The following is a 26,632-nucleotide window of genomic DNA, read 5'->3' as shown; positions in this document are numbered from 1 at the left end:
AATCTGAGGCACAAAATGAACGACCCGGCAGCCATCGGGCCAGATGGTGCTGCCGGATCGTCCGGACGGGGTGAAGCGCCCCGCCATCTCGGTGTGGCGTGTCAGGCGGCGGACTTCAGCGCCGCCCTCGGTTCTTCGATGAATTCGCCATGCAGCGCCTTGATGCAGGGCTTGAGGTCATCGCGCTCCATCACGAACTGCACGTCCACGTTGCGCGGGCCCTGGGTGGCGCCGATGCATTCGTGCCCCGCATCCGCCACGGCGCAGAGGCCGCGTTGCAGCACGCGCAGGGTGGACAGATCGCGCCCGATCACGCTGGCAAGGGCGAGCGTCCGGGAGCGGATCTCGGCCGAGGGATAGATCTCGGCGATGTCCTTTTCCACCCGGCGCATCGTCTTGAGCGAGCTGTCGACGTAGTGGGTGATCGTATTGGCGTTGGACAGTTTCGACACGATGCGCACGTCATGGCGTTTCAGCACGTCGAGGATCGCGGCGTCATAGCCCTTCACGCCGACCATGTCCTGTTCGAAGACCTCCAGCGCGATGATGTCGAGGCCGGTGACAATCTCCACCGCCGGGTCCTCGGCGGGTTGGTCGTCGATCAGCGTGCCGGGATCATGCGGCTCAAAGGCGTTGGTCACGCGCAGCGGTACTTCGGCCTGACGCAGGGTCTTGGCGGCCTTGGGGTGGATCGCCTCCATCCCCATGTTCGACAGCTGGTCGGCCACGTCATAGTTGGTCCGGCCCAGCTTGCGAACCGCGTCCTGGCCAACCAGGTTCGGGTCGGCAGAGCTCAGGTGGAATTCCTTGTGGATGATCGCCTCGCTCGCGCCGGTGAGGGCGGCAAGCTTGGAAAAGGTCACCTCGGAATAACCACGGTCGAACTCACGCATCAGGCCTTCGGCGCACTGGGCATAGCCCGTGACAATCGGCATTTCGGTCTGTGGATCGACCCGCTCCATCGCCTTGGTGATGCGGTCCTCCAGGCAGATGTCGCCCTCGTCGCGCCAGCCGGAGAGGTCGACGAGACGGGCGTTCACCCCGGCCCGCTGCAGCAGCATGGTGGTGACACAGGCCGAATGGCTTTCGCCCAGGCCCGACAGCAGTTCACGGACCTGCAGCATGTGCTCGGCCAGACGGAAGTGACCGTAGTTGCACAGGCGCTGGAGGTCGGTGAGGGCGTTGCGCGCATCCTCGATCCGGCTTTGCACCCAGTCCGTGGCCTGTTCGATGTCGGCCGGATGGTCGAGAACCGCCTCGTGGGCCTTGATCATCTCTTCGGCGACGCGGTCCAGCGCCTCGTGCCAGCCGCGGTCGTTGTCGGAATTGGCGAACCGGGCGTAAACCCCCGCTTCGCCGGATTTCTTGTGCTCCAGCAGGAGGTTGGTGATCCCCCCGAAGGCGGAGACGACGAAGACGCGGCCATAGAGATCGTCGCCTTCGCGGTCGCCGATAAAGAGCGTGTCGCGCAATTCATGCACGCGGGACATCGAGGTCCCGCCGATTTTTTCGACAGTATGGGTCATGGTGGCCTCTCAGGCGCTTTCCTTGGCCGGGGCGTAAGAGCCATCTGCCTGATGCACCTCGGTCCCGGTCACGGGCGGGTTGAAGCAGCAGGCCATGACAAGCTCCTCGTCGGCGACAAGGGTGTGCTTGTCGTGCTTGTCCAGCGCATACATCACGCCCGGGGTGATTTCATGCGTCTCGCCGGTGGCAAGGTCGGTGATCCGACCCTTGCCCTGAACGCAATAGACGCTCTCAAAGTGGTTCTTGTAGTGGAACGTGTGTTCCGAACCGGCCTCGAGAAAGGTGATGTGGAAGGAAAAGCCCATGTTGTCGTCGGCCAGCAGCATCCGGACGGATGTCCAGTTGGCATCGCTGACGACGCGGTCTTTTTCTTCTTTGACGATCTTGTTGAAGTCACGAACGATCATGGCGGTTACTCCGCTGCAATTTTGGTTGTTTCGGTCACGTCGCGCGCGGCCTCGATCAGGATCGACAGGCCCTTGCGGTAGGTGGCATCGGATGTGGTCAGCGGCGCGAGGACCTTGACCACTTCATCATCTGCGCCGGAGGTTTCGATCACCAGGCCTTTTTCGAAGGCGCGGGCGCAGATCTCTCCTGCCAGCTCGCCAGAGCCGACGTCGACACCCTGCATCAGGCCGCGGCCCTTCAGCGTGGCCCCGGGGATCAGATCCGCCAGTTCCTGCAGGCCGGTGGTCAGCAGGGTCGCCTTGGCCTGAAGCTCGGTCTCGAAGTCCTTGGTCGCCCAGAACTTCTCGATCGCGACGCGGCCGGTGACGAAGGCGTGGTTGTTGCCGCGGAAGGTGCCGTTGTGTTCGGCGGGCTTCCAGACGTCCAGCTCCGGCTTGATCAGCAGCGCGGCGAAGGGCAGGCCGTAGCCCGACAGCGATTTCGCTTGGGTGACCATGTCGGGCACAATGCCTGCACGTTCAAAGGCGAAGTAGGTGCCGGTACGGCCGCAGCCCGCCTGGATGTCATCGACGATCAGCAGTGCGCCCAGCTTCTTGGCCAGCTTGGCCACACCCTGCATCCATTCGTCGGAGGCGGCGTTCAGACCACCTTCGCCCTGCACGGGTTCAAAGATGAAGGCCGCCGGGGCGTCGATCCCCGAGGAGCCGTTCTCCAGCATGGATTCGATGAAGGCCAGCGTATCAACGCCGTCGCCCATGGCGCCCTCGAACGGCAGGTGCGTGACATCGCCCAGATGCGCGCCACCTGCGCCCGCCCGCTTGCCGGAGTTGCCGGTCAGCGCGAGGGAGCCGAGGGTCATGCCGTGGAAGCCGTTGGTGAAGGCCACGACATTGCGGCGGCCGGTGACCTTGCGGGCCAGCTTGATCGCCGCCTCGACGGCATTGGTGCCGGTCGGGCCGGTGAACATCACCTTGTAGTCCAGACCGCGCGGCTTGAGGATGTGCTCCTCGTAAGCCTCGAGGAAGGCGGTCTTGGCGTTGGTGTGCATGTCCAGACCATGGGTCACGCCGTCGCTGCTGATGTAGTCGATCAGCGCGGCTTTCATGTCCGGGTCGTTGTGGCCGTAGTTCAGCGAGGAACAGCCAGCCAGGAAATCAATGTAGGTCTTGCCGTCGGCATCTGTCAGCTCGCTGCCCTGCGCCTTGACAAAGGTCGTGGGGAAGGAGCGGCAGTAGGACCGCGCGGCGCTTTCGCGGCGGTCGTAAACGGATGTATCGGCTGTCATGTCTTTCGGCATCGGTCAGTCCTTTCGGGACAAATCTCGGGGTGGCGGACCGGTGGTCCGCCATGCATGGGATCGGGATATGGGGGAATACAGATCCGCAGGGATCAGGCGGCGCGCGCCAGTTCTTCTTCCGCGGAGGGCAGGGTGATCGTCACCATGTGCTCGGTGTCGTGCGCGCCGTCGAAATGCTCTTCCTCGTGGAAGTGCGGCTCGTCGGTCAGATCACCGCCGATGCGCTTGGCAAAGCTGCGGAACAGCCCCCAGGAGGCGTCGTTGTCCTCCGTGATGGTGGTCTTGAGTTCGCTGGCGTCCGCGCATTCGTCACGGTCGATCAGGTGGGACAGCATCTTGCCGCCCAGTCCCATCCCGCGCGCCTTGGGGCTGACAGCGACCTGCCAGACGAAAAAGGCGTTGTCATTCGGTATCATATGGCCGGAAATCCAGCCCACGATGTCGCCATCCAGTTCGGCCACGACACAGGTGTCGCGGAAGTGATCCGCCTGGATGAGGTTGCAATACATCGAATTTTCATCGAGCGGCTTGCAGTCCTTGATCAGCGCCCAGATGGCGGAGCCATCCGTGCTTTCGGGTTTGCGTAGCCGCGGGGTGCTACTTCGGGTCTCTTCAAGATCCTTCGGCATATCATCTGGCCCTTTTGTTGCTTCGACTATCTAACTAATAGATCCATCAGAAAGTTTCAACGGCCTAAGCATTTTTTCTCAAATTGTAGGCCTTCGGGGCCGAGGGGGGGCGTTTTTCCGCAATATATTGTGGGTTTAGTGGGTATGTCACGCTTTGATAGCCTATGGTATTTTGCTCTGATCTGTCTGCAGACTTTGCCGATTGAACGAAATTCACCGCGGTGCGATACTTTCTGACATGAGTGAAGCCGACCCCGACCGCGTGGACGAAAGCCTGATTGCCCTGCGCCGCATCCTGCGGGCGACGGAGCAGTATGAGCGGGATCTCGCCTCCGCTGCGGGGCTGACGCCGGCGCAGCTGCGGGTTCTGCAGATCATCGCGGGGCGACCGGACATGACGGTGACCCCGAAGGCGCTGGCGCAGCAGATGGGCGTGACCCAGGCGACCGTGACCTCGGTGGTGGACAAGCTGGTGGCGCGGGGCTTCGTGCGGCGGACGCCCTCCGAAACCGACCGGCGGCAGACCAATGTGATCCTCACGGTTACCGGCCGTTCCGCGCTGGAGGAGGCGCCGGACGCGCTGCAACAGCGCTATGTGCGGGAATTCGTGCAGCTGGCGGACTGGGAACAGGCGCAGCTCGTCGCCTCGCTGGAGCGGGTGGCGGCGATGATGGACGCCCATCTGATCGACGCCTCGCCGGTGCTGACCGTGGGCGAGATCGACCAGGCGGGCAAACGGAAGTAGGGTCCCGCCCAATCGCATAGCGTCATCCCCGGACGTGATCCGGGCACCTCCCGATGCGGGGGCACTTCGCCAGGAGGCCCTCGGGTCAAGCCCGCGGACGACGGCGGTCCACTGAGAGCGGGCCCCTTTTTTCGCCCAAACATCACGCCGGTATGCGATTGTATGCAGGAAATTGTCGCACCGGCCCCCGGGACAGTGGACCTGATCCGCGCCATGCGATAAGCGTCCGGCAAACGCAACGGAGGCTCTACCCAAATGGCTGACAGCAACACCCCTGACATCGTATATACAAAGGTCGACGAAGCACCGGAGCTGGCCTCTGCCTCGCTTCTGCCGATCATCCAGAAATTCGCCGCCGCGGCGGGTGTCTCGGTCGGGACCAAGGATATTTCCCTCGCGGGGCGCATCATCTCGACCTTCCCGGAGTATCTGCGCGAAGATCAGCGCATTCCCGACGATCTGGCCCTGCTTGGCGAGCTGGTGAAGACGCCCGAGGCCAATGTGATCAAGCTGCCGAACATCTCGGCTTCGGTGCCGCAACTGGTCGCCGCGATCAAGGAGTTGCAGGGGCAGGGCTATGCGCTGCCCGATTACCCCGAAACACCCGCCACCGACGAGGAAAAGGCGGTGCGCGCGAAATACGACGCAATCAAGGGCTCGGCCGTGAACCCGGTCCTGCGCGAAGGCAACTCCGACCGGCGCGCGGCGGCGGCGGTGAAGAGCTTTGCCCAGAACAACCCGCATCGCATGGGCGAATGGACCGCGGACAGCAAGACGCGCGTCGCCTCCATGGACGGCGGCGACTTCTTCTCCAACGAGGTTTCGGCGACGCTGGAGAAGGCCGTGACCGCCAAGATCGTGCTGGAAACCACCGCTGGCGAAACCGTGCTGAAAGAGGGCGTGAAATACCCCGCAGGCACCGTTGTCGACGCGACCTTCATGTCGGCGGCCAGGCTCGATGCCTTCCTCGCCGAGGAGATCGAGAAGACCAAGGCGGAGGGGGTTCTCTTCTCCCTGCACATGAAGGCGACGATGATGAAAGTCTCCGACCCGATCATCTTCGGCCATGCGGTCAAGGCCTGGCTCAAGCCGGTCTTCGACCAGTACGGCGACAAGCTGGCCGAATTGGGCGTCGATCCGAACGGCGGCATGGGTGCGCTGCTGGAAAAGGTCAAGGACGAGCCCGAGATCATGAAGGCGATCGAGGAGGTCCGCGCGACCCGTCCGCCGATGTACATGGTGAACTCCGACAAGGGCATCACCAACCTGCATGTGCCTTCGGACGTGATCATCGACGCCTCCATGCCCGCGCTGATCCGTGACGGCGGCAAGGGCTGGGGCCCGGACAACAAGCAGCATGATGCGGTCTGTGTCATCCCCGACAACTCCTACGCGCCGGTCTATGACGAGACGATCAAGTTCTTCAAAGCTAACGGGAAACTGAACCCGGCCACCGCCGGGACCGTGCAGAACATCGGCCTGATGGCGCAGAAGGCCGAAGAATACGGTTCGCATCCGACGACCTTCGAGATCCCCGAGGCCGGTACGGTCAAGATGATCCTCGACGATGGCAGCGTGCTGCATTCCCATTCGGTCGAGGCCGGGGATATCTGGCGCTCCGCCTCCGCCCGCAAGGCGCCGATCGAGGACTGGGTGACCCTGGCCATCGACCGCCAGAAGGCCACCGGCTATCGCGCGATCTTCTGGCTGGATGCCAACCGCGCCCATGACGCGGAGCTGATCGCCTACGTCAAGCCGATCCTCGAAGCCAAGGGCGTGGCCGACAAGTTCGAGATCATGTCGCCCGCCGAGGCCACCAAGGCCTCACTGGAGACGATCACCAAGGGCGAGAACACCATCGCCATCACCGGCAACGTGCTGCGTGACTACCTGACCGACCTCTTCCCGATCCTGGAACTGGCCACCTCGGCCAAGATGCTGTCGATCGTGAAGCTGATGAACGGTGGCGGCCTTTTCGAGACCGGTGCCGGCGGTTCCGCGCCCAAGCATGTGCAGCAGTTGGTGGAGGAGAACCACCTGCGTTGGGACAGCCTGGGCGAGTTCTGCGCGCTTGGCGAGTCGTTCAAGTTCCTGGCTGACGCCAAGGGGAACGAGAAGGCCCGCGTGTTGGGCAATGCGGTCGAGGCCGCGACGCAGGGCATCCTGGACAACGATCGCTCGCCCTCGCGAAAGGTCGGCGAGCCGGACAACCGTGACAGCCACTACTGGTTCGCCCGCTACTGGGCCGAGGCGTTGGCGGCACAGACCGAGGATGCGGAGCTGGCCGCCGAGTTCGGCCCGATCGCCCAGGCGCTGGCCGGCGGAGAGGCGGCGATTGTCGCGGAGCTGGCGGACGCACAGGGCAAATCGGTGGACCTGGGCGGCTACTATCACGCGGACGAGGCAAAGGTCTCGACCGTAATGCGCTCGTCCAAGACGCTGAACTCGATCATCGGGTGAGCCGGCAGTCCATCTCAATCCCGAAAGGCCCGCTCTCCAGCGGGCCTTTTTCCGTTCCGGTCCCTGCCGTAGGCCATCGGGCACGGCTCAGGTCGCCCCTTTCTTTTTGCTGAAAATATCCCGGGGGGTCCGGGGGGCAGCGTCCCCCGGTCCGACGACGGACTTACCGCGACAGGTCCGGCATGGGCTGGCGCAACTGCTCCTCCAGCGCGGCGTCCGTCATCGCTCCGGCCTTCTGGATCTGGCGCAGGATATAGTCCCGCTGGCTTTTGGTGCGGTCGCGGTTGGCGGGCTTCAGGGCGATCTCGGGTGATCCAGCGACGGCGGCCAGCCAGGCGGCCTCGGCGGGTGTCAGGGCTTTGGGGGCCTTGTCGAAATAGCGGTCTGCCGCTTCGGTCAGGCCGGTGGCCTCCGGGCCGAGCGGGATGAGGTTGAGGTAGATCGTCAGGATCACTTCCGGTGTGGCGGCGAGGGTCAGCGCCTCCACCGCGTCCTCCTTTTCCAGTGGCGAGGCCTGAGCCCAGGTGGTCGGCGTATCCTCGACCAGCAAGCGCACGGCTGTGGCCGTCAGGGTGCTGTCCTTGCCCGCGCGGGCGCGTTCCCAGAAGAAGCGGTCCTCCTGGGCGACGAAGGCGGCGATGGTGGCGGAGGGCAGGTCCGCGAGGGCGACGGGATAGGCGGCGGCGAGGCGGGAGATCTCGGCCTTGTCCGGCAACTGGATCGGCAGGGCCGTGGCCGGGGCGGCGAGGGCGAGGATCAGGGGCAGGGCGTAGAGGCGGGCGGTCATGGGCTGCTCCGGGATGGGCTTGGGGTCAGCATAGGGGAGGGGCGGGGGCTGATCCAGTGAGGGGGTGTTCGGGGCGGATGTCATCCTCGGGCTCGATCCGAGGATCTACTGGGTCCGGGGTGACGCGGTGGCCACGGAGGCCTTGCGTCGGGTCACACAGGCGGCGCGCAAAGTGGCGGGAGGCCCCGGATCAAGTCCGGGGTGGCGGCTCGCAAAGTGGCAGGAGACCCCGGATCAAGTCCGGGGCGACGGCGCGCAAAGTGGCAGGGGGCCCCGGATCAAGTCCGGGGTGATGGCGCGCGAAGGGGCGGGAGGCCCCGGATCAGGTCCGGGGGAGGGTGTGCGGACGGTCGGGTGGCCGCGCCGACAGATCCTCACTCCGCCGGTGTCGCCCGTTCTGTCGCGGCGTGCATTTCGCGGGCGAGACGCCGCTCTTCTTCCACCTTGGGTTTGGAGAAGCGGGCCAGCAGCAGGTAGGCCACCGGCGTCAGGTAGAGGGTCGAGACGGTGGCCAGACCCAGGCCGCCGACAATGACCCAGCCAAGCGCCTCGCGCGCCTCGGCCCCGGCGCCGGAGGAGAAGATCAGCGGCACGCCACCTAGGACGGTGGAGACCATGGTCATCATCACCGGGCGCAGGCGGATCGTGCTGGCGTCGAGGATCGCGGCATGGATCGTCGCGCCCTTGTCGCGCAGCTGGTTGGCAAACTCAACAATCAGGATGCCGTTCTTGGCCATGATGCCGATCAGCATCACCAGGCCGATCTGCGAATAGACGTTCAGTGTCAGCCCGGTCAGCACCAGCGCAATCGCCGCGCAGGCCAGGCCGAGCGGCACGGTGGACATGACGACGACGGCGGAGATGAAACTTTCGAACTGGGCCGACAGCACGAGGAAGACCACCACGATGGCAAAGCCGAAGGTCAGCAGCATGCCGGCGGAGGTCTGATCCAGTGTCGCGGCCTCGGCCAAGGGGACGATGCGGTTTTCGTCGTCCAGAATCTCCGCCGCCAGGCGTTCGACTTCCACCATGGCGGAACCGAGGGACATCTCGGGTGTCAGCCCGGCGGAGATCTCGACCGAGCGGTTCTGCCCCTCGCGGTTCAACTCGGGCGATACTGCGCGTTCGCTGAGGGTCACAAAGGTGGACATGGGGATCATCTGGCCGTCGCCCGCGCGAACAAAGACGTTTTCCAGATCGCCCGGGTCATCGACCGGCACGGCGGTGGAGACCATCTGGATCTCGAAGCTCCGATCGTTGATGAAGATCTCGCCGACCGGGCGGCCATCCAGCACGGCGCGCAGCGCGTCGCCCAGGCCGGTGATGTCCACACCCAGGTCGGAGGCGCGGCGGCGGTCGATCTCGATGAAGAGCTGGGGCAGGGTGGTCTCGAATTCCAGCCGGACCTGCCCGAGGGCGGGGTTTTCCTGCATCTTCGCCACCAGCGCCTCGGCCACCTCTGTGAGCTGGGCGTAGTTGTTGCCGGTGATCGCGAAACTCAGCCCCCGGCCCGCGCCGCGGATGCCCAGGGAATTGGGCTGGATGGCAAAGGCGCGCACCCCGATCACGCTGCGGAGCGAGCCGTTGATGTCGCCGACGATCTCGTCCTGGCTGCGGTCGCGCGCCTCCCATGGGGCCAGGGACATGACCATGAACCCGCGCGAGGTATTGCCGCCGAACCCCGCAATGGCAAAGACATTGGTGATCTCGCCGCTGTCGCGCAGGGGGGCGACCTTGTCCTCGATCTCCTGCATCTTGGACATGGTGTAGGAGAGCGAGACACCCTGCGGCGCGGTGACCAGCAGCAGGGCGATGGCGCGGTCCTCGCGCGGGGTCAGCTCCTGCTTGATGCCCTGGGACATGAAGGTCGCGGTGATTGCAAAGAGCACGGCGATCAGCACGACGACAAAGGGCGTGGCAAGCGCGCCGCGCAGGGTCAGCCGGTAGAACCCCGCCAACCGGTTGCCCAGCCAGGCCACCGGCCCCTTCGCCTCTTCCTCCATCGGGCGGGTCAGCAGGCGGGAGGCGAGCACCGGGCAAAGCGTCAGCGCCACGACCGACGACAGCATGACTGCCATGGCGAGGGTAAAGCCGAACTCGCGGAAGAGCCCGCCGACCTGGCCAGGCAGGAAGGACAGCGGGACGAAGACCGCCGCGAGGGTGGCGGTGGTGGTGACCACGGCGAAGAAGACCTCCTGCGTGCCCAGAACGGCGGCCGCGCGGGGCCCTGCGCCCAGGGTGCGGCGGCGCACGATGTTTTCCAGCACGACAATGGCGTCGTCGACGACCATGCCGGTGGCCAGCACCAGCGCCAGCAGCGTCAGGATGTTGACCGAGAAGCCGACGAGGTAGATCGCGGCGATGGAGCCTATCAGCGCCACGGGCATGGTCAGCGCGGGGATCAGCGTGGCGCGAAAATCCCGCAGAAAGAGGAAGATCACCGCGATCACGATCATCACGGCGAGGCCGAGGGTGATCATGACCTCGCGGATCGACCCGTTGATGAAGACCGCGTCGTCCGACGTGACGAAAATATTCACGTCCTCGGGCAGCAACTGGTCCAGTTCCGCCACCACTGCGCGCACATCGCGGGAGATATCCAGCGTGTTAGATGTGGCCTGCCGGATCACCCCGATGCCGACCCCGTTCTGCCCGTTGGCGCGCAGGATCGTCTCGTTCCCCTTGGGCCCGAGCGTGACGGAGGCCACGTCGCCCAGGATGACATTCTCCGCGATGCGCAAATCCTCGAAGGCGTCGGTGGTGGCGACCGTGGCGGTGGTGCGGACGTTGATCGATTGGCGGTTGCCGGACAGATCGCCTGCGGGCACGTCATAGGCGACGCTGGCCAGGGCGCTGCGCAGGTTTGCCAGGGTCAGGCCCCGGGCGGCCAGTTTGCGCAGGTCGATGTCGACGCGGAAGATCGGTTCACGGTCGCCGTATATCTGCAGGTCCGCCACCCCCTCGACCGAAATCAGCCGGTCCTCGACCCGGTCGGCGACGATCTGCGTCAGCTCCTGCGGGGAGCGGGTGGCAGAGGTCACGGCGACGCGCAGAACCGCCTGGGCATTGGCATCGGCCTTGATGATGCGGGGCAGGTCGGCGCCTTCGGGCAATTGGTTGGCGATGCGCGCCATGGCGTCCCGCGCATCGGTAGCGGCGACGTCCAGATCAACGTCATCGCCGAATTCCAGCGTCACCCGGCTGCGCCCGTAGCGCGACTGAGAGGAGATGGTGCGGATACCCGACACCCGCCCTACCGCGCCCTCGACCCGGGCCGTGATCTCCTGATCCACGGTTTCGGGGGAAGCGCCGGGATAGGTGGTCGTCACGGTCACGACGGGGCGGTCGACATCGGGCAGTTCGCGAATTTCCACGCCTGCGAGGCCTGCCAGACCGGCGATGACGATCAGCGCCGACAGGACGATGGCTAGGATCGGACGGCGGATGAACAGGGCCGTGCCACCGGAGGGCGTGGGCCCCATGTCCCGGGCCTGTCCCGGGACCTCGCCGGTCTCTGTGTCGCGGGGCCCCAGCGCGGGGGCCGGGGTGGGGTCGGACTTGGGGGCGGCGCTTGTGTCCCGGGCCTGCCCCGGGACCTCGCCGATGTCTGTGTCGCGGGGCCTCGGCGCGGGGGCCGGGGCGGGGTCGGTATTTTGGACGGGTGCCTTGCCACGCAAAAGCCCCAATACCCGGCGGATCATGATTTTTCGTCCTGTGTGGGGGCGTCATCCGCGGCGGATTGATCGCCGATCATCTCCACCTCCGCGCCGGGGCGCAGCGACTGGGTGCCCTCGGTCACCACCGGTTCGCCCTCGTCCAGCGCGGCTTCGATCAGCACGCTGTCGGCGTTGCGCTGGCGGATCTTGACCGGCACGGTCTGCGCCTTGCCCTCGCGCACCACCCAGACAAAGGCCCCTTCGGAGGACCATTGCACCGACAGCGGATCGACCAGCGGGAAGGGATCGCCCTGGAAGGCCACGGTAACGGACATGGCCATGCCGTCGCGCAGGCGGTCACCCTCGTTTGGGACCTCGCCCAGGATGCGGACGGTGCGGCTGTTGCGGTCGACCTTGTTGTCGATGGCCAGCACCTTGCCCTCGATCGTCTCGCCGGTCAGCGCCAGGGGTTCGGCGATCAGCGGCATGCCGGGCCTCAGCTTGGCCAGCACCCGTTCGGGCAGGGCGAAGTCGATCAGGATTTCGCTCCGGTCGGAGATCAGCGCCAGGTCCTCCTGCGCGCTGACACGGTCGCCGACCTCCACCTCGACCAGACCGATCCAGCCGGAGATGGGCGCGATGACCTCGCGCTGTGTCAGGTCGAACTCTGCCTGGCGGACGGCCAGTTCGGCGGTGCGCAGCTGCAATTCCGCCTCGCGCAGGGCCACGGCGGAGGCCGTGCCGGAGCGGCGAAGGCGGTCCAGTCGGTCGGTGTTGTCCCTGGCATCGGTCAGCATCAGCCGGGCGCGGTCGAGGGCGATCCGCTCCGCCTCGTCATCCAGGCGGAAGATGACCGCGCCTTCGGTGATCTCCTCTCCCGCGGCAAAGCCGACCTCGGTGATCCGGCCCGCGGCCTCGCTGCGCACGGCGACAGAGCGCGCGGCGCGGCCGTCGCCGATGGCGCTGATCCGGTCATTGAGCGTGCCGAGGGCCACGGGCTGGGTCACAACCTGCACCGCGCCGCCGCGCCGGAACGCCGGGGCGGCCGCCTCTTCGGGCTCGGGCGGGGTGAGGCCGAGTGTCTCGTAAACGCCGACCTCCTGCAGCCATGGGCGCGCCTCCGGCACATATTCGATCCAGAGCGCCACCGCCCCGCCCAGCACGATGGCGGCGAGGATGAGCTGGCTGATCAGTGACTTGAGCCACATGGGCGGTTCCCTTGCGATCTGGGGCTGGGGTTGGGCCGGGGGAGGGCCCGTCCGGCTTTTCCGCAAACTTACCAGCAGTTCAACAAATTACGCCAGCAGATGATTCACCCGTGCCGTCACTTTTCTGTAGGGCACCCAGAAGTTTGGCACAGGGCAACACCCGAGGCACGCTTGAGGGGCAGGGACGGGTTGGGGCCTTCATCGTCGTGCTTTCGAATGTCCGGGGAAGTCGGACGCCGTGAAAGGCTCCGCCAACGCGTTTTCCAAACGCTCAAAATAGTCTCGAATTGTCGAAAATCCGATCCTCCTTGTGCGCCCTAACGATTGTGCAGGGCGGGGCGTGAGGATAGAGCACAGCGCATACGCGTCATCGTGTCATATCCGGGTATCTTGCAATTCCGGTCGAAGAGTATACTACGGCATACAAATGCGGCATCCAGGTCCTGTCAGCCATGTCCGGAACGCTGCCCTCTAGCCCTGTTCAACGCACAACGTCGAGATCGCCATGAGCCTTTATGCAGACTATCTGAAAGAAATCGAAACCCGCAAAGAGCAGGGGCTGAAGCCCAAGCCGATCGACGACGGCGCCCTGACACGAGAGATCATCGACCTGATCAAGGACAGCGGGAATGACCACCGTGCCGATGCGCTGAATTTCTTCATTTACAACACGCTGCCCGGCACGACGAGCGCAGCGGGCGAAAAGGCGGCCTTCTTGAAGGAGATCATCCTGGGGGAGGCGAAGGTCGAAGAGATCACCCCCTCGTTCGCTTTTGAACTGCTGTCGCACATGAAGGGCGGGCCCTCGGTCGAGGTGCTGCTGGACCTGGCGCTTGGCGAGGACGCGGCGACGGCGGAACAGGCCGCCGAGGTGCTGAAGACCCAGGTCTTCCTTTACGAGGCGGATACGGACCGGCTGCAGGCGGCCTACAAGGCGGGCAATGCGGTGGCCAGGGACATTCTGGAAAGCTACGCCAACGCCGAGTTCTTCACCAAGCTTCCGGAGGTGGAAGACGAGGTGAAGGTCGTGACCTATGTCGCGGCGGAGGGCGATATCTCCACTGACCTCCTGTCACCCGGCAACCAGGCGCATTCGCGCTCGGACCGCGAGCTGCACGGCAAATGCATGATCTCCGAAGCCGCGCAGAAGGAGATCGAGGCGCTGAAGCTGCAGCACCCGGACAAGCGTGTGATGCTGATCGCCGAAAAGGGCACCATGGGCGTCGGCTCGTCGCGGATGTCGGGGGTGAACAACGTGGCGCTCTGGACCGGCAAGCAGGCCAGCCCCTATGTGCCCTTCGTCAACTACGCGCCGGTCGTGGCGGGCACAAACGGCATCTCGCCGATCTTCCTGACCACCGTGGGCGTGACCGGCGGCATCGGGCTGGACCTCAAGAACTGGGTCAAGAAGGTCGACGGCGAGGGCAAGCCGATCCTCAACAACGACGGCAACCCGGTGCTGGAACAGAAGTATTCGGTCGAGACCGGCACGGTTCTGCGGATCGACACCAAGGCCAAGGTGCTGCGCGACGAGGACGGGAAGGAACTGGTCGACGTCTCCTCCGCCTTCACGCCGCAGAAGGTCGAATTCATGAAGGCGGGCAGCTCCTACGCCATCGTCTTTGGCAAGAAGCTGCAGACGCTGGCCGCGGAAACCCTGGGCATCGAGGCGCCGCAGGTCTTTGCCGCCAACAAGGAAATCAGCCACGAGGGCCAGGGCCTGACCGCGGTCGAGAAGATCTTCAATCGCAACGCCGTCGGCTCCACCCCCGGCAAGGTGCTGCATGCCGGATCGGACGTGCGGGTCAAGGTGAACATCGTGGGCTCGCAGGACACCACCGGATTGATGACCAGCCAGGAACTGGAGGCGATGGCGGCCACCGTGATTTCCCCGACCGTGGATGGCGCCTATCAGTCGGGCTGTCACACGGCGTCGGTCTGGGACAAAAAGGCCCAGGCCAACATCCCGCGTCTGATGAAGTTCATGAACAACTTCGGCCTGATCACCGCGCGGGACCCCAAGGATGGCTATCACGCGATGACCGACGTGATCCACAAGGTGCTGAACGACATCACCGTGGATGACTGGGACATCATCATCGGCGGCGACAGCCACACCCGGATGTCCAAGGGCGTGGCATTTGGTGCGGACAGTGGCACCGTTGCGCTGGCCCTGGCGACGGGCGAGGCGACCATGCCGATCCCGGAGTCGGTCAAGGTGACCTTCAAGGGCAAGATGGCCGATCACATGGACTTCCGCGACGTGGTCCATGCGACGCAGCTGCAGATGCTGCAACAGCATGGCGACAACGTCTTTCAGGGTCGCGTGATCGAGGTGCATATCGGCACGCTTCTGGCCGACCAGGCCTTTACCTTCACCGACTGGACGGCGGAGATGAAGGCCAAGGCCTCCATCTGTATTTCCAATGACGAGACGCTGATCGGTTCGCTGGAACTGGCCAAGTCGCGCATCCAGGTGATGATCGACAAAGGCATGGACAATGCGGCCGGGACCCTGGCCGGTCTGATCGCCAAGGCGGACAGGCGCATCGCCGAGATCTCCTCGGGCGAGAAACCGGCGCTGACCCCGGATGAAAGCGCGAAATACTTCGCCGAGGTGGTGGTCGACCTCGACCAGATCAACGAGCCGATGATCGCCGACCCGGACGTCAACAACGCCGATGTCTCCAAACGCTATACCCACGACACGATCCGCCCTGTCTCCTTCTACAATGGCGACAAGAAGGTCGATCTGGGCTTCGTCGGCTCCTGCATGGTGCACAAGGGCGACATGAAGATCGTGGCCCAGATGCTGAAGAACGTGGAAAAGGTGAAGGGCAAGGTGGAATTCAAGGCCCCGCTGGTCGTCGCCGCACCGACCTACAACATCATTGACGAGCTGAAGGCCGAGGGCGACTGGGACATCCTGCAGAAATACTCCGGGTTCGAGTTCGACGACATGTTCCCCAAGGCCGAGGCGCGGACAGAGTACGAGAATATCCTCTATCTCGAACGCCCCGGCTGTAACCTCTGCATGGGCAACCAGGAAAAGGCCGCCAAGGGCGACACCGTGCTGGCCACTTCCACCCGCCTGTTCCAGGGCCGCGTGGTCGAGGACAGCGCCGAGAAGAAGGGCGAGTCGCTCCTGGCCTCCACTCCGGTGGTCGTGCTGTCGGCCATCCTGGGCCGCACCCCGACGGCGGAGGAATACAAGTCCGCCGTCGAGGGCATCGACCTGACCAAGTTCGCCCCGCCTCTGGCCGCACCTGCCACCACGCGCTCGGCCCATTTCTGAGGGCTGGCCGACCCGGGGTGTTCCCGGGCCGGGTCGCATATTGTGTTGCCATCATCCTCGGGCCTGGCCCGGGGATCGTTTTTCCGGCGCAGGCTTCGGGAGGATCCCGGATCAGGTCCGAGGACGACACCGGCACCGCCCGCGCCCCTGCGGCGTCGCCGGAACCTTGATCCCGGCGTGATCGTTGGTTCTCCAGACAAGATTGGAGGACCGCCATGAAGTATGGTTGGAGACTGATTTTCATTCCGCTCTGGGCGCTTTGCATCGCAGGCGCGGCGCTGACGGCATTCCTCGCACTGGGCTGGGTCGGCTGGCAGCCCTTTGCCGTGGCCGCGGTCATCGGGGCTGTGGCCGGAATTCCGGCCGGTCTGTGGAACACCTTCAAGGTGCGTCGCGACGACCCGGCGTGGTGATGAGTGGGGCGTGAGGTCCCGGGATCGCGTCCGGGGATGACGTTGAACGAGGGGCGCACGAGCGTCCAGCGCAGGGCGGGCGTCGCCCTGTCTCTACAGGATCCCGAACAACCTCACACCCCCGACAAAGCCCATGGCCCACAGCGCCTTCTTGCGTTAAACCAGAGACCCCGAAGCTGTGAGACCTGGTTGATGAGAAGCACTGTCAAACGCGCCGCCCGCCTCTCTGTCGCGCCCATGATGGACTGGACGGACCGGCATTGCCGGTATCTGCACCGGCTCATGTCGCGCGAGACCTTGCTGTATACCGAAATGGTCACGGCCCCCGCGCTGGTGCGCGGCGGGGCGATGCATCTGCTGGACTTCTCGCCCGAGGAACATCCCGTGGCGCTGCAACTGGGCGGCTCCGACCCGGCGGAGCTGGCCGAGGCCGCGCGCCTCGGGGCAGACGCGGGCTATGACGAGATCAATCTGAACTGCGGCTGCCCTTCGGACCGGGTGCAGTCGGGAACCTTCGGCGCGGTCCTGATGAAGGACCCGGGGCGAGTGGCGGAATGCGTCGCGGCGATGCAGGCTGCGGTGTCGGTCGAGGTGACGGTGAAATGCCGGATCGGGGTGGACGACCAGGAGCCGGAGGAGGTGCTGCCGGAGTTCCTCTCCCGCGTCGGCGCGGCGGGGTGCGAGCGGTTCATCATCCATGCGCGCAAGGCCTGGCTGGAGGGGCTATCCCCGAAAGAAAACCGGGATATCCCGCCGCTGGACTACGATCTGGTGCAGCGGATGCGGGGGATGTTCGGCGGGCTGCATCTGTCGGTGAACGGCGGGATCACCTCGCTCGATCAGGTGGAGCGGTTTCTGGAGGCGGGGCTCGACGGGGTGATGGTCGGCCGCGCCGCCTACCACGATCCCACGTCGATCCTGGCGGAGGCCGATCGGCGCATCTTCGGTCGTGGAGAAGTGGCGGACCCCGTCGCCGTGGCCCGCGCCATGCTGCCCTATATCGAGGTGCACCTCGCCGCGGGCGGCAAGCTGGGGCAGGTGACGCGGCATATGTTGGGCCTCTTCGCCGGACGCCCCGGGGCGCGGCAGTGGCGGCGTGTCCTGTCGGAGGGGGCGCATAAGCCCGGGGCCGGGCCGGAGCTGGTCGAAGCGGCGCTCGGTTCGGTGCTGGCGGCGGCGTAGCCTCGGGGGTTGGGCGATTGGCGGAGATGGGTGCGGAGCACCCATCCTACGGGTTACGCGCATCATCCCGACGGGCCAAGCGATGCGCCACGCGGCGTAGGATGGGTGCTCTGCACCCATCCCCACGTGTCAAACGGCGCACGAGACGGTGTGTAGGATGGGTGCTTTGCACCCATCTCCCATCCCCCAACCTAAGCCTCGCTTGCCACCCGGTCCTTGCCCAGAACCGCCCAGCACAGCCCCGCCGCCAGCATCCCGCACAATGCAATCGCCAGCAGCATCGGCGTCGCCGTGCCGTCGAAGAACGGACCCGTCGCGGTGATCATCACCCCGCCCGCCAGCATCTGCAGCATCCCGCCAAGCGAGGAGGCCAGACCGGCGATATCGCCGTGATCATCCAGCGCCAGCACCATGGTCGTCGGGATCACGAGGCCGAGGAAGGCATTGGCCACCAGCAGCCCCGCGACGATCACCGGTAGTGAGGCCAGCCCCGACAGGGCGATCCCCGCCAACAGCAGCGTCATCGCGGCAAAACCGGTCACGCCCAGGCGCACCACCCGGCCGATGCCGATGCGGGCGCCAAGCGGTGCGGCAACCTGGCTGGCGCCGAAGAACCCCACGGCATTGATCGCGAAGGCGATGGAAAAGCCGGTCGGGCTCAGCCCGAACTGGCCGGTATAGACGAAGCTGGCCGAGGCGATGAAAACAAAGAAGCTGGCCATGCCGAAGCCGCCGACAAAGGTCAGCGCCATAAAGATCGGGTCGGTCAACAGGCGGCGCACGCCCGACAGCATCGGGGCGAGGCGCGGGGCCTGACGCTTCTCCGGCAGCAGCGTTTCGGGCAGACCGAAGAGCAGCAGCGCCACCGAAAAGCCCGAGGCCACCAGCAGCGCGCCAAAGATCGCGCGCCAGCCGGAAAAGGCGATCACCCCGGAGCCCGCCAGCGGCGCCAGCATCGGCGAGACGGAGATCACCAGCATGATCATCGCCATGAGCTTGGTCGCCTCGGTCCCGGTATAGCGGTCGCGGATCACCGCGCGCGGCACCACCATCAGCGCCGCGCCGCCCAGACCCTGGACAAACCGCCAGGCCGAGAGCGCGCCGATGGAGCCCGCAAAGATCGACCCGACGGAGCCGATGGCAAAGATCACCAGACCGATCAGCAGCGGCGGCTTGCGCCCGATGGCATCGGCCATAGGGCCATAGATCAACTGCGCCAGCCCGAAGGCGATGAAATAGGCGGTCAGCGTGGCCTGAACGGCGGCCTCTGTCGCGCCGAGGTCGGCGGCGATGGTGGGCAGGGCGGGCAGATACATGTCGATGGCAAAGGGGCCAACGGCGGATAGCAGCCCCAGGATGAGGGCGAGACGCAACATGGGAGACTCCTGAACGAATGAGTTCAGTCTGCTATGCCGCGCCGGGCCGCAGGTCAACGACGGGCTTTGCAAGGGCGGGGTTTTCAAAGTCGTCTGGCGTTTCTGCGGCGCGGCGGCATCGCTTGCGGCGGCGCGGGAAACCTGCAATCTCTGTCAGGTTAGAAGGAGGACGGGGATGGAGATCACGGCAGTTCTGGGGATGATGCTCCTCGTCGCAGTGATCGGGGCCATCGGCGGGGTTCTGGCCGGGCTCTTAGGTGTCGGCGGCGGGATCGTTCTCGTGCCTGCCTTCTTCTATGCGTTTCAATCGCTTGGCTTTGACGGAGACAAGCTGATGCAGCTGTGTCTCGCGACCTCTCTGGCGACGATCATCGTGACCTCGCTGCGTTCGGTCCAGTCGCACAACAAGAAGGGTGCGGTAGATTGGGACATCCTGAAGGGCTGGGGGCCGGGGATCGCCATCGGTGCGGTGATCGGCGTGCTGGCGGCCTCGGCGCTGCGCTCGACCGCGCTGCAGGCGCTTTTCGGTGTGTTGGCCATGGTGATCGGGCTTTACCTCGCCATCGGGAAATCCTCCTGGACACTGCGCGATGAGATGCCGAAGGGGGTGCTCAGGGCGGTTCTGTCGCCGCTGGTCGGGTTTCTGTCGGTGCTCATGTGGATCGGCGGGGGAAGCTTCGGAGTGCCGATGATGACACTTTTCGGCCGTCCCATTCATCGCGCGGTGGCGACGGCGGCAGGGTTCGGGGTGATCATCGCCGTGCCCTCGGTCATCGGCTTCCTCTTTGTCCAGTTGCCGCCAGAGACGCGGCCGCCGCTGACCATCGGTGCGGTCAACCTGCCGACCTTTGCCATCGTCATCGCAATGACATTGATTACAGCACCTTACGGCGCGCGTTTGGCCCATGCGACGGATCCCGGACCGTTGAAACGGATCTTCGGGATCTTCCTGCTGCTGGTGGCGGCGAATATGCTGCGCAAGGCCTATTTCGGCTGATCCCGGCCGGGAATCGCCCCCCGCCAAGCCCTGTTTTCGGGCCGCCTACGGTTAAGAAACATGACCGGAATGGGGCAGACTCGCCCTAAACGGGTATTGAATTTCCCCGAACCCGCCAAAGAGGTGCCCCGGTGACGCCTCATTCGGTTGCGATTGTTTAATGGCGCGCAGACGAAAAGGGGGCCTGCCATGATCGAACTTCTGGTTGTCATCGCTATTGCGACCATCGGTGTCGTCTACACTTCCTCCACCGGCGAGGCGGAGAGCAAGGCCATGGCCGACAAATCCGCCCGGGACGCGCTCGACGATGCCGAAGGGCAGGGCGGGATCGGTATCCTTGGCATAGACGTCGTGGCGCGCAAGATGCGCCAGATGGTCGGTCTGCCCGACGGGGCGATCAGCGCCGAAACCCTTGCCGAATACCGTGGCGATGACGAATCCGACGCGGGGGCCGAGCTTGACGCGCTCTGGGAAGCGGCTGCGCAGCGGTCCGACCGGGGCGACGACGAGATGGACATGTCCGACGCGGATGACGACATCTGGACCTCGCCCCTGAGCGAGGAGGAAAGCCCCGACTGGGCCGACCCCGAGTTGCAGGAACAGGTGATCGAACGCGCCCGACTTGCCGCACAGCTGGACGACCCGGAGGAGGCCGAAGCGGCCCTGATGGCCGGTCAGGCGGAGGACGAGGCCGACGCGGATGTCACGGACGCCCCGCTGGACCTGCCGGAAGAGCTTCTGAACCTCGCGGCCATGGACGCCTATGCGGAGGAGCGTGAAAACGCCACCGGCGCCCCGGCGGAGAGCGGGGCCCGCGATGAGGAGCGCGCGACCGCATCCAAGGCCGCGAAGGCTGCTGCAGATGCGGGGATGGAGACGGAACATGCGCCGATCGTCGAGGGGTTCGATCCCGAACAGGACCAGATCCTGATCAGCTATCGCCCTGGAGAGGCCGGCAATGGCCGCATCGGCATCATGGAAGACCCGCTGCGGCCCGGCTCCGCCGCCGTGACTTTGGGCGGGCGCTGCGTGGCTGTGGTTCAGGATGGCTTCGGCGCCGTCATGGCGCATCACATCGAACTGGTTTGCGAAGAGGACGACGGCGACCTCGCCGCCGCCTGATCCCCCTAGGTTTCCCCCGAAGACCGGCGGTCGAGCCTTGCGGCGCGGCCGCCGCGTCTCTTTTTCAGCAGGGGCGCGCGGTCTGGCAGCTCTGCCATCACCGCCCGGCGCTCCTCGGGCGAGAGGCGCCCCCAGGCGGTGATTTCGTCAATCGTGCGCAGACAGCCGGTGCAGAGCCGCGTTTCCCGATGGATCACGCAGACCTTGATGCAGGGGCTTTCGGGTTCGTCGCGGCGCCAGTCCTCGGCCATCACGCCCCCCTCAGATGTCGCAGGCGATCCAGCGCCCCCTGCAGGATATAGCCCGCCGCCACATGGTCGATCACCTCCGCCCGGCGACGGCGGGAGGTGTCGGCCTCCAGCAGCGCGCGTTCGGCGGCGACGGTGGACAGGCGTTCGTCCCAGAAGGTGATCGGCAGATCGGCTAAGGCGGGCAGTCGGCTGAGGTTGCGCGCAAAGGCGCGGGTGGATTGGCAACGCGGCCCCTCCGTCCCGTCCATATTGCGCGGCAGGCCGAGGACGAGGCCGCGGATGCTGCGTGCCGTGACGATGGCGGCCAGGGCTTCCGCATCCGCGCCGAACTTCTTGCGGCGGATGGTTTCCAGCGGCGTCGCGACGCTCAGGAAGGTGTCGGAGACCGCGACACCGATGGTCTTGTCGCCAAAGTCCAGCCCGGCGATGGCCTGCATCGGGGGCAGGGCGGCGGCGAAGTCCTCTGCGGTCTCATGGATCATTCGATGGTGCCTCCGCCGGAATGCACGTCCCGGCCCTGCGCCGGGACCGCTGTGTCGGAAGTACCGCCACGCGCGTCGTATTGGATGGCGCTCGGCCCCGGCTCGGGGGCCGGGGCATGTCGAGTGGTGGCGACGAGGAGCTCTGTGGTTTCCCCGATCATTCGCCGTCCCCCCCCTCCGGTCGCCCTGTCCCGGCCTTGCGCCGGGACCTCTCCGTCAGTCGTACCACCATCGGCGTCCTGCGACGTGGCGCGCGGCCCCGGCTCGGGGGCCGGGGCGTGTTGCTTGGTGGCGACGAAGTACTCAGCGGTTTCCCCGATCATTCGCCGTCCCCCCCTCCGGTCGCCCTGTCCCGACCTTGCGCCGGGACCTCTCCGTCAGTCGCCCCACCATCCGCATCCTGCGATGTGGCGCGGGGCCCCGGCTCGGGGGCCGGGGCGGCGGGGGGCAGGGTGGCGGCGGCGGCCTCGATCTCGGCCAGCGCCTGTGGTGCCTCGGCAAAGACCTGGCGCGCTTCGGCGGCGACGGCGCGGGCGCGGGGGATGTCGCCCAGCACGCCGAAGGCGCGGATCAGGCGGGCCCATTCGGCTGCGCTGCCGCCCTGGGTGGCCAGCCGGTCCGACAGGCGCGAGACCATGCCCTGGATCATCTCCTGCCGGTCCTCGTCGCTCAGATCGCCCGCGTTGGCCATGTCTTCGGCCGTGGGGCCCGCCAGCGTCTCGCTCGGCTGCGGCTGCTCGTACCGGACCCCGGCGAGGGCGGCGACCTCGTCGATCTGGGCGCGGATCGGGGGGATCCAGGGGGCGTCCTCCGGCCCGTTGCGCAGCAGGCGGTCCCAGGTGCGGAAGGCGAGGTCCGGGCGGCCGTTCTGGCGCATCATCAGACCCATGTAATACAGCGTCGGCGCATGATGCGGATCGCGGGCGAGGGCGGCACGCAGCGCCACCTCGGCCTGGGGCGAGACATAGCCGCCCGCCGCCAGGATCAGCATATCGGCATAGGCCATGTAGTCATCGGCCGTGGCCGCATCGCCCTTGATCGACAGGACCTTTTCCTGCGCCTCATAGCCCGCGCGGAAATTGCCGAGCGCGGCCTCGTTGCGGGCCAGCAGCTCCTGCCCCTGCAGATCGTCGGGGCGTTCCGCCACGGCCTCGCGCAGGCGCTTGATCAGCACTTCGAAATCGGCGGGCGGCGTGTCCTGCGGGGCCATGGCGCCTGCGGGCACGGCGGCTTCGGCCTCGGCCTGGGCGGGGCGGTTTTCCAGCCGCTCCTGCGCGGCGCTCAGCCGGTCGCGCAGGCCCATGTCGGGATAGCCCGGCGCCCCGAGGTTGGCATAGACGGTGAGCGGCAGGGCGATCAGCACCACCAGGATCACCGCCACTAGCGCCGGGCGCATCCGGGCGGGTTCATGGGTCGTGGCGGCCGCGTCGCTGCGGCTGTCGGCCTCGATCAGGCGGCGGGCGATTTCGGCGCGCAGGCGCTCGGCCTCCTCCCCGGGGATGACGCCGCGGGCCTGGTCGCGCTCGACCTCATCCATTTGACGGCGGTAGATCCCCAGATCCTGTTCCGCATCCTCGCCGTCGCTGCCGGTGTCGCGGGCGCGCAGCACGGCCAGGCCGATCACGGCGGCAACAGCCAGGGACATGGCGGCGGGAATGATCCAGTCGAGCATCTCTTGGTCTCCTCCCGGCGGTGCGGGGCGTGGTCCTTTGACCCATCTAGCGATCCGTGAGGCCCGGAAAAAGGGCAAAAGCCCGTGAGCGACCCTTTGACCCGTGCCGCGCCGTGCGACAACCTGTCGGTTCCGGGTCCGGTGTCGAATTCTGACGGGAAAACGACGCATTGCGGCAGGGTTCGTGGCGGTGACTTGGTATGGCTCTGGGAGAATGCCGCCAGCCCGAAGGGAGTCGCCCATGACACGCTATTCCGCCTTTGCCATCGCCCGCGAAGCGATGCGCGGCCATTCCGGCTGGAAACGCGCCTGGGCCAAGGCCCAGCCCAAGGCCCATTACGACGTGATCATCATCGGCGCGGGCGGGCACGGGTTGGCGACGGCCTATTACCTGGGCAAGAACTTCGGCATCACCAATGTCGCGGTGCTGGAAAAGGGCTGGCTGGGCGGCGGCAACACGGGCCGGAACACGACGATCATCCGGTCGAACTACCTGCAGGATCCCTCGGCGGCGATCTATGAAAAGGCCCGGTCGCTCTACGAAACGATGAGCCAGGACCTGAACTACAACGTCATGTTCAGCCCGCGCGGCGTCATGATGCTGGCCCAGACCGAACATGAGGTGCGCGGTTATCGGCGCACCGCCCAGGCCAATGCGCTGCAGGGGGTTCAGACCGAGTTCATCAGCCCCGAACGGGTGCAGGAACTGGTGCCGATCATCCGCATCGACGGGCCGCGCTATCCGGTGCTTGGCGCGCTGTGGCAGGCGCGGGCCGGGACGGCGCGCCATGATGCGGTGGCCTGGGGCTATGCGCGGGCCTGTTCCCAGATGGGAATGGACATCATCCAGCAATGCGAGGTCACGGGCGTAAAGTCGGAAAATGGCAAGGTGACGGGCGTGGAGACGTCCAAGGGCGCCATCGGGTGTTCGAAATTGGGTATCGTTGTCGCGGGCCACTCCGGCGTCATGGCGGAAAAGTCCGGCTTCCGCCTGCCGATCGAGAGCGTCGCCCTGCAGGCGCTGGTGAGCGAGCCGATCAAGCCCTGCATGGACGTCGTCGTCATGGCCAACACGGTACATGGCTACATGTCCCAGTCCGACAAGGGCGAGATGGTGATCGGCGGCGGCGCGGACGGCTACAACAACTATACGCAGCGCGGCTCTTTCCATCATATCGAGGAAACGGTGCGCGCGCTGGTGGAAACCTTCCCGATGATCTCCCGGCTCAAGATGCTGCGTCAGTGGGGCGGGATCGTGGATATGACCGGCGACCGCTCGCCCATCATCTCCAAGACGCCGGTGGAGAATATCTTCATCAACTGTGGCTGGGGCACAGGCGGGTTCAAGGCGATCCCGGGCTCGGGCTGGGCCATGGCGGAACTGATGGCGAAGGGAGAGCCGGGGCCGCTCAGCGCGGAGTTCGGGCTGGACCGGTTCCGTCAGGGCCGCTTCGTGGACGAAAGCGTGGCCGCGGGGGTGGCGCACTGATGATGCGTCACCGGGCGCATATCACACGGGGGCGGGCGCTATTGCGCCGCGATCCGGCGTGCGGCGGCCTGGGCTTGCAGGGTGCTCTGCGCCTCCTCGATCTCGGCCAGGGCATGGGCGGCGGCATTGACCGGCGCGTCATAGGCCTGCGCCAGCGCGGTAACCAGCGCGGCCGGATCGTCGCCGCCCGGAAGGTAGGCGGAGGCGAAACCGATCAGACCCTGGCGTATGGCCTGGGCAAAGCCGGGGTCGTAGGGCACCTGATCGCGCATGGAGCGGTCGGAAAAGCCGAAGTAGAGCGGCACGTTCCGCTCACCGCCCCTGGTGCCGAGCAGGACAAAGAGCCCCGGACGGTCGGGCAGGGCGGTCACATTGGCGTGGGTGACGAAGGCGATCTTCCGCTCGGCCAGACCCGTCTTGGTGGAAAGAACAAACTTGTTACTCATGCCATTGCCTCTCTGGCTGGGGATCCCTTCTGGGTCTCTGTTTCCAAAGTACCACCAGATGTGGTGGGCACGTTAACGGAAACACACGATCCGAGGGTCAAATCCGGCAGTCTGCCTACATCTTCCTCAAAACGCGCGGACACTGACCGGAGTTCCCGCAATGAGGGTGGCCAGAATGTGACACAGGCGGACCCCCGCGACCGTTTTCGGAACTTTCCCGCGCCGATGCCCGTTTTCTCAGCAATCGAAACGAATTCGGAGTCTGAGATATGGCGCATCAACACTACGAATATCACACCACCGAGAAGCCGCGTTCCGACAGCGGCCTTGCCTTCCTCGTCGGCGCCCTCGTCGTGCTTGTGGGGGTCATCGCCTTCGTCGTTTTCGTCGGCGACTACGGCATTCCGCAATCGTCGTCCAACGCCCCGAGCGTCGAGATCAATGCTACGGCCGACAGTGCCGCAGGGGCCGAAGCGGCCGACGAGAGTACGGATGGCGCAGCCGGTGCCGCAGCCGAAGCCGACAATGGCGACGCGGCTGCAGCCGCAGGCGCTTCCAGCACCGATTGACGCGACATGCAGCGCGGCCTTCGGGCTGGCCCGGTCCCGGTGTGCAACCCGGGGCCGGGTTCTTTGTGTTCGGGGTGCTGCGGCATGGCCCACCCTCGCGACGGCACCTTTTCGCGGAGATCGTGACGCGGCGGGGAACTTTCACCGCGCGGCCCGCGTTTCGTCCGTACTGCCTGGGAGGATGGCCACTGCCGCCAACTCCCGTGTCCCTTACCTGTCACCCTGGCCGGGCGCTTCGCGCGTCCGGCCCTTTTTTGTGCGCGCGTGCCCTGCGCCCAAGGAGGCCCGATGCTGATCCTGACCTGTCCCTATTGCGGTGTCACCGCCGAGGAGACCGAATTCCACGGCGGCGGCGAGGCGCATCTGAAGCGGGAGGGGCCGGGCTCCGACGACGGGGCCTTCGAGGGCTACCTGTTCCACCGTGAAAACCCGCGCGGCGTGCATTTCGAACGCTGGCGGCATGTGTATGGCTGCGGCAAGTGGTTCCACGCCGCCCGCGACACCGCCACGCTGGAGGTCTTTGGTACCTACAGTGCCCAGACTGTCACCCCGCCCGAGGATCTGCTTGCCACGATCCGCGCCAAACGCCCCGGGTGGCGCTGGCGCGATCTTGCCTGACGA

22 protein-coding genes are annotated in these 26,632 nt (G+C 65.9%); 10 read left to right on the top strand and 12 right to left on the bottom strand.

Going from position 1 to position 26,632, the window contains the following annotated elements; translation table 11 throughout:
* Positions 1–101 precede the first annotated feature (101 nt).
* The 4 genes from ACFC2Y_RS13210 to ectA all read right to left on the bottom strand — a co-directional run bounded on the left by ACFC2Y_RS13210 (position 102) and on the right by ectA (position 3,861).
* Positions 102–1,526, bottom strand: a complete 1,425-nt coding sequence (locus ACFC2Y_RS13210) for an aspartate kinase (RefSeq protein WP_375172607.1) — start codon at positions 1,524–1,526, stop codon at positions 102–104.
* 9 nt (positions 1,527–1,535) lie between these two features.
* Positions 1,536–1,934: an ectoine synthase gene (locus ACFC2Y_RS13205; RefSeq protein WP_375172608.1), complete on the bottom strand. Its 399-nt coding sequence runs from the start codon at positions 1,932–1,934 to the stop codon at positions 1,536–1,538.
* A gap of 5 nt (positions 1,935–1,939) precedes the next feature.
* Positions 1,940–3,232, bottom strand: a complete 1,293-nt coding sequence (gene ectB / locus ACFC2Y_RS13200) for a diaminobutyrate--2-oxoglutarate transaminase (RefSeq protein WP_375186446.1) — start codon at positions 3,230–3,232, stop codon at positions 1,940–1,942.
* A gap of 92 nt (positions 3,233–3,324) precedes the next feature.
* A complete protein-coding gene (gene ectA / locus ACFC2Y_RS13195; RefSeq protein ID WP_375172610.1) occupies positions 3,325–3,861 on the bottom strand; it encodes a diaminobutyrate acetyltransferase in 537 nt (178 codons plus the stop codon).
* A gap of 238 nt (positions 3,862–4,099) precedes the next feature.
* Between ectA and ACFC2Y_RS13190 the strand changes: the two genes are divergently transcribed.
* Together ACFC2Y_RS13190 and ACFC2Y_RS13185 are read left to right on the top strand one after the other, a co-directional pair.
* Complete coding sequence (locus ACFC2Y_RS13190; protein ID WP_375172611.1) at positions 4,100–4,606, top strand: MarR family winged helix-turn-helix transcriptional regulator; 507 nt, start codon at positions 4,100–4,102, stop codon at positions 4,604–4,606.
* 255 nt (positions 4,607–4,861) lie between these two features.
* Positions 4,862–7,066, top strand: a complete 2,205-nt coding sequence (locus ACFC2Y_RS13185; RefSeq protein ID WP_375172612.1) for an NADP-dependent isocitrate dehydrogenase — start codon at positions 4,862–4,864, stop codon at positions 7,064–7,066.
* Between the two features lie 163 nt (positions 7,067–7,229).
* Here the strand turns inward: ACFC2Y_RS13185 and ACFC2Y_RS13180 are convergent, their stop codons facing one another.
* From ACFC2Y_RS13180 to ACFC2Y_RS13170, 3 genes are all read right to left on the bottom strand, one after another.
* Positions 7,230–7,853, bottom strand: coding sequence for a transglycosylase domain-containing protein (locus ACFC2Y_RS13180; protein ID WP_375172613.1), 624 nt, complete (start codon positions 7,851–7,853; stop codon positions 7,230–7,232).
* Positions 7,854–8,227: 374 nt separating this feature from the next.
* Positions 8,228–11,335 carry an efflux RND transporter permease subunit gene (locus tag ACFC2Y_RS13175; RefSeq protein WP_375172614.1) on the bottom strand — a complete coding sequence of 1,036 codons (3,108 nt, stop codon included), beginning with the start codon at positions 11,333–11,335 and terminating at the stop codon, positions 8,228–8,230.
* Between the two features lie 215 nt (positions 11,336–11,550).
* The gene (locus ACFC2Y_RS13170) at positions 11,551–12,717 is read right to left on the bottom strand and encodes an efflux RND transporter periplasmic adaptor subunit (RefSeq protein WP_375172615.1); all 1,167 of its coding nucleotides are present in this window, start codon (positions 12,715–12,717) and stop codon (positions 11,551–11,553) included.
* Positions 12,718–13,222: 505 nt separating this feature from the next.
* Here ACFC2Y_RS13170 and ACFC2Y_RS13165 point away from each other — a divergent pair.
* From ACFC2Y_RS13165 to dusA, 3 genes are all read left to right on the top strand, one after another.
* Positions 13,223–16,012: a bifunctional aconitate hydratase 2/2-methylisocitrate dehydratase gene (locus ACFC2Y_RS13165; RefSeq protein WP_375172616.1), complete on the top strand. Its 2,790-nt coding sequence runs from the start codon at positions 13,223–13,225 to the stop codon at positions 16,010–16,012.
* Positions 16,013–16,227: 215 nt separating this feature from the next.
* Positions 16,228–16,425, top strand: a complete 198-nt coding sequence (locus ACFC2Y_RS13160) for a hypothetical protein (RefSeq protein ID WP_375172617.1) — start codon at positions 16,228–16,230, stop codon at positions 16,423–16,425.
* A gap of 192 nt (positions 16,426–16,617) precedes the next feature.
* On the top strand, positions 16,618–17,607 hold the full coding sequence (dusA, locus tag ACFC2Y_RS13155; protein WP_375172618.1) for a tRNA dihydrouridine(20/20a) synthase DusA: 990 nt from the start codon (positions 16,618–16,620) through the stop codon (positions 17,605–17,607).
* Positions 17,608–17,798: 191 nt separating this feature from the next.
* Here dusA and ACFC2Y_RS13150 read toward each other — a convergent pair whose 3' ends face one another.
* Positions 17,799–18,983 carry a multidrug effflux MFS transporter gene (locus ACFC2Y_RS13150; RefSeq protein WP_375172619.1) on the bottom strand — a complete coding sequence of 395 codons (1,185 nt, stop codon included), beginning with the start codon at positions 18,981–18,983 and terminating at the stop codon, positions 17,799–17,801.
* A gap of 175 nt (positions 18,984–19,158) precedes the next feature.
* Here ACFC2Y_RS13150 and ACFC2Y_RS13145 point away from each other — a divergent pair, with 175 nt between their 5' ends.
* Complete coding sequence (locus tag ACFC2Y_RS13145; protein WP_375172620.1) at positions 19,159–19,980, top strand: sulfite exporter TauE/SafE family protein; 822 nt, start codon at positions 19,159–19,161, stop codon at positions 19,978–19,980.
* 189 nt (positions 19,981–20,169) lie between these two features.
* On the top strand, positions 20,170–21,102 hold the full coding sequence (locus tag ACFC2Y_RS13140; RefSeq protein WP_375172621.1) for a hypothetical protein: 933 nt from the start codon (positions 20,170–20,172) through the stop codon (positions 21,100–21,102).
* 5 nt (positions 21,103–21,107) lie between these two features.
* On the opposite strand, the gene ACFC2Y_RS13135 is transcribed toward ACFC2Y_RS13140, so the two are convergent.
* The 3 genes from ACFC2Y_RS13135 to ccmI all read right to left on the bottom strand — a co-directional run bounded on the left by ACFC2Y_RS13135 (position 21,108) and on the right by ccmI (position 23,507).
* Positions 21,108–21,353 (bottom strand): DUF1289 domain-containing protein, encoded by a 246-nt coding sequence (locus ACFC2Y_RS13135; RefSeq protein ID WP_375172622.1) that lies wholly within the window; start codon positions 21,351–21,353, stop codon positions 21,108–21,110.
* Positions 21,353–21,835, bottom strand: a complete 483-nt coding sequence (gene ruvX / locus ACFC2Y_RS13130; RefSeq protein ID WP_375172623.1) for a Holliday junction resolvase RuvX — start codon at positions 21,833–21,835, stop codon at positions 21,353–21,355. The genes ACFC2Y_RS13135 and ruvX overlap by 1 nt, the downstream gene beginning before the upstream one ends.
* Positions 21,836–22,154: 319 nt before the next feature.
* Entirely contained in the window at positions 22,155–23,507 is a 1,353-nt protein-coding gene (gene ccmI, locus ACFC2Y_RS13125; protein ID WP_375172625.1) for a c-type cytochrome biogenesis protein CcmI, read from the bottom strand.
* Positions 23,508–23,748: 241 nt separating this feature from the next.
* Between ccmI and ACFC2Y_RS13120 the strand changes: the two genes are divergently transcribed.
* Positions 23,749–24,996, top strand: a complete 1,248-nt coding sequence (locus tag ACFC2Y_RS13120; protein WP_375172626.1) for a sarcosine oxidase subunit beta family protein — start codon at positions 23,749–23,751, stop codon at positions 24,994–24,996.
* Between the two features lie 38 nt (positions 24,997–25,034).
* Here the strand turns inward: ACFC2Y_RS13120 and ACFC2Y_RS13115 are convergent, their stop codons facing one another.
* Positions 25,035–25,442 (bottom strand): hypothetical protein, encoded by a 408-nt coding sequence (locus tag ACFC2Y_RS13115; RefSeq protein WP_375172627.1) that lies wholly within the window; start codon positions 25,440–25,442, stop codon positions 25,035–25,037.
* Between the two features lie 269 nt (positions 25,443–25,711).
* On the opposite strand from ACFC2Y_RS13115, the gene ACFC2Y_RS13110 reads away from it, so the two are divergent.
* Positions 25,712–26,011: a hypothetical protein gene (locus ACFC2Y_RS13110; RefSeq protein ID WP_375172628.1), complete on the top strand. Its 300-nt coding sequence runs from the start codon at positions 25,712–25,714 to the stop codon at positions 26,009–26,011.
* A 288-nt stretch (positions 26,012–26,299) separates the two neighbouring features.
* A complete protein-coding gene (locus tag ACFC2Y_RS13105; protein WP_375172629.1) occupies positions 26,300–26,629 on the top strand; it encodes a sarcosine oxidase subunit delta in 330 nt (109 codons plus the stop codon).
* Positions 26,630–26,632: the final 3 nt, after the last annotated feature.

The sequence above is a fragment of the Pseudooceanicola sp. genome (genome assembly GCF_041987405.1).
Classification (GTDB): domain Bacteria; phylum Pseudomonadota; class Alphaproteobacteria; order Rhodobacterales; family Rhodobacteraceae; genus Pseudooceanicola.
This window is presented reverse-complemented; position numbering and strand designations above follow the sequence as displayed.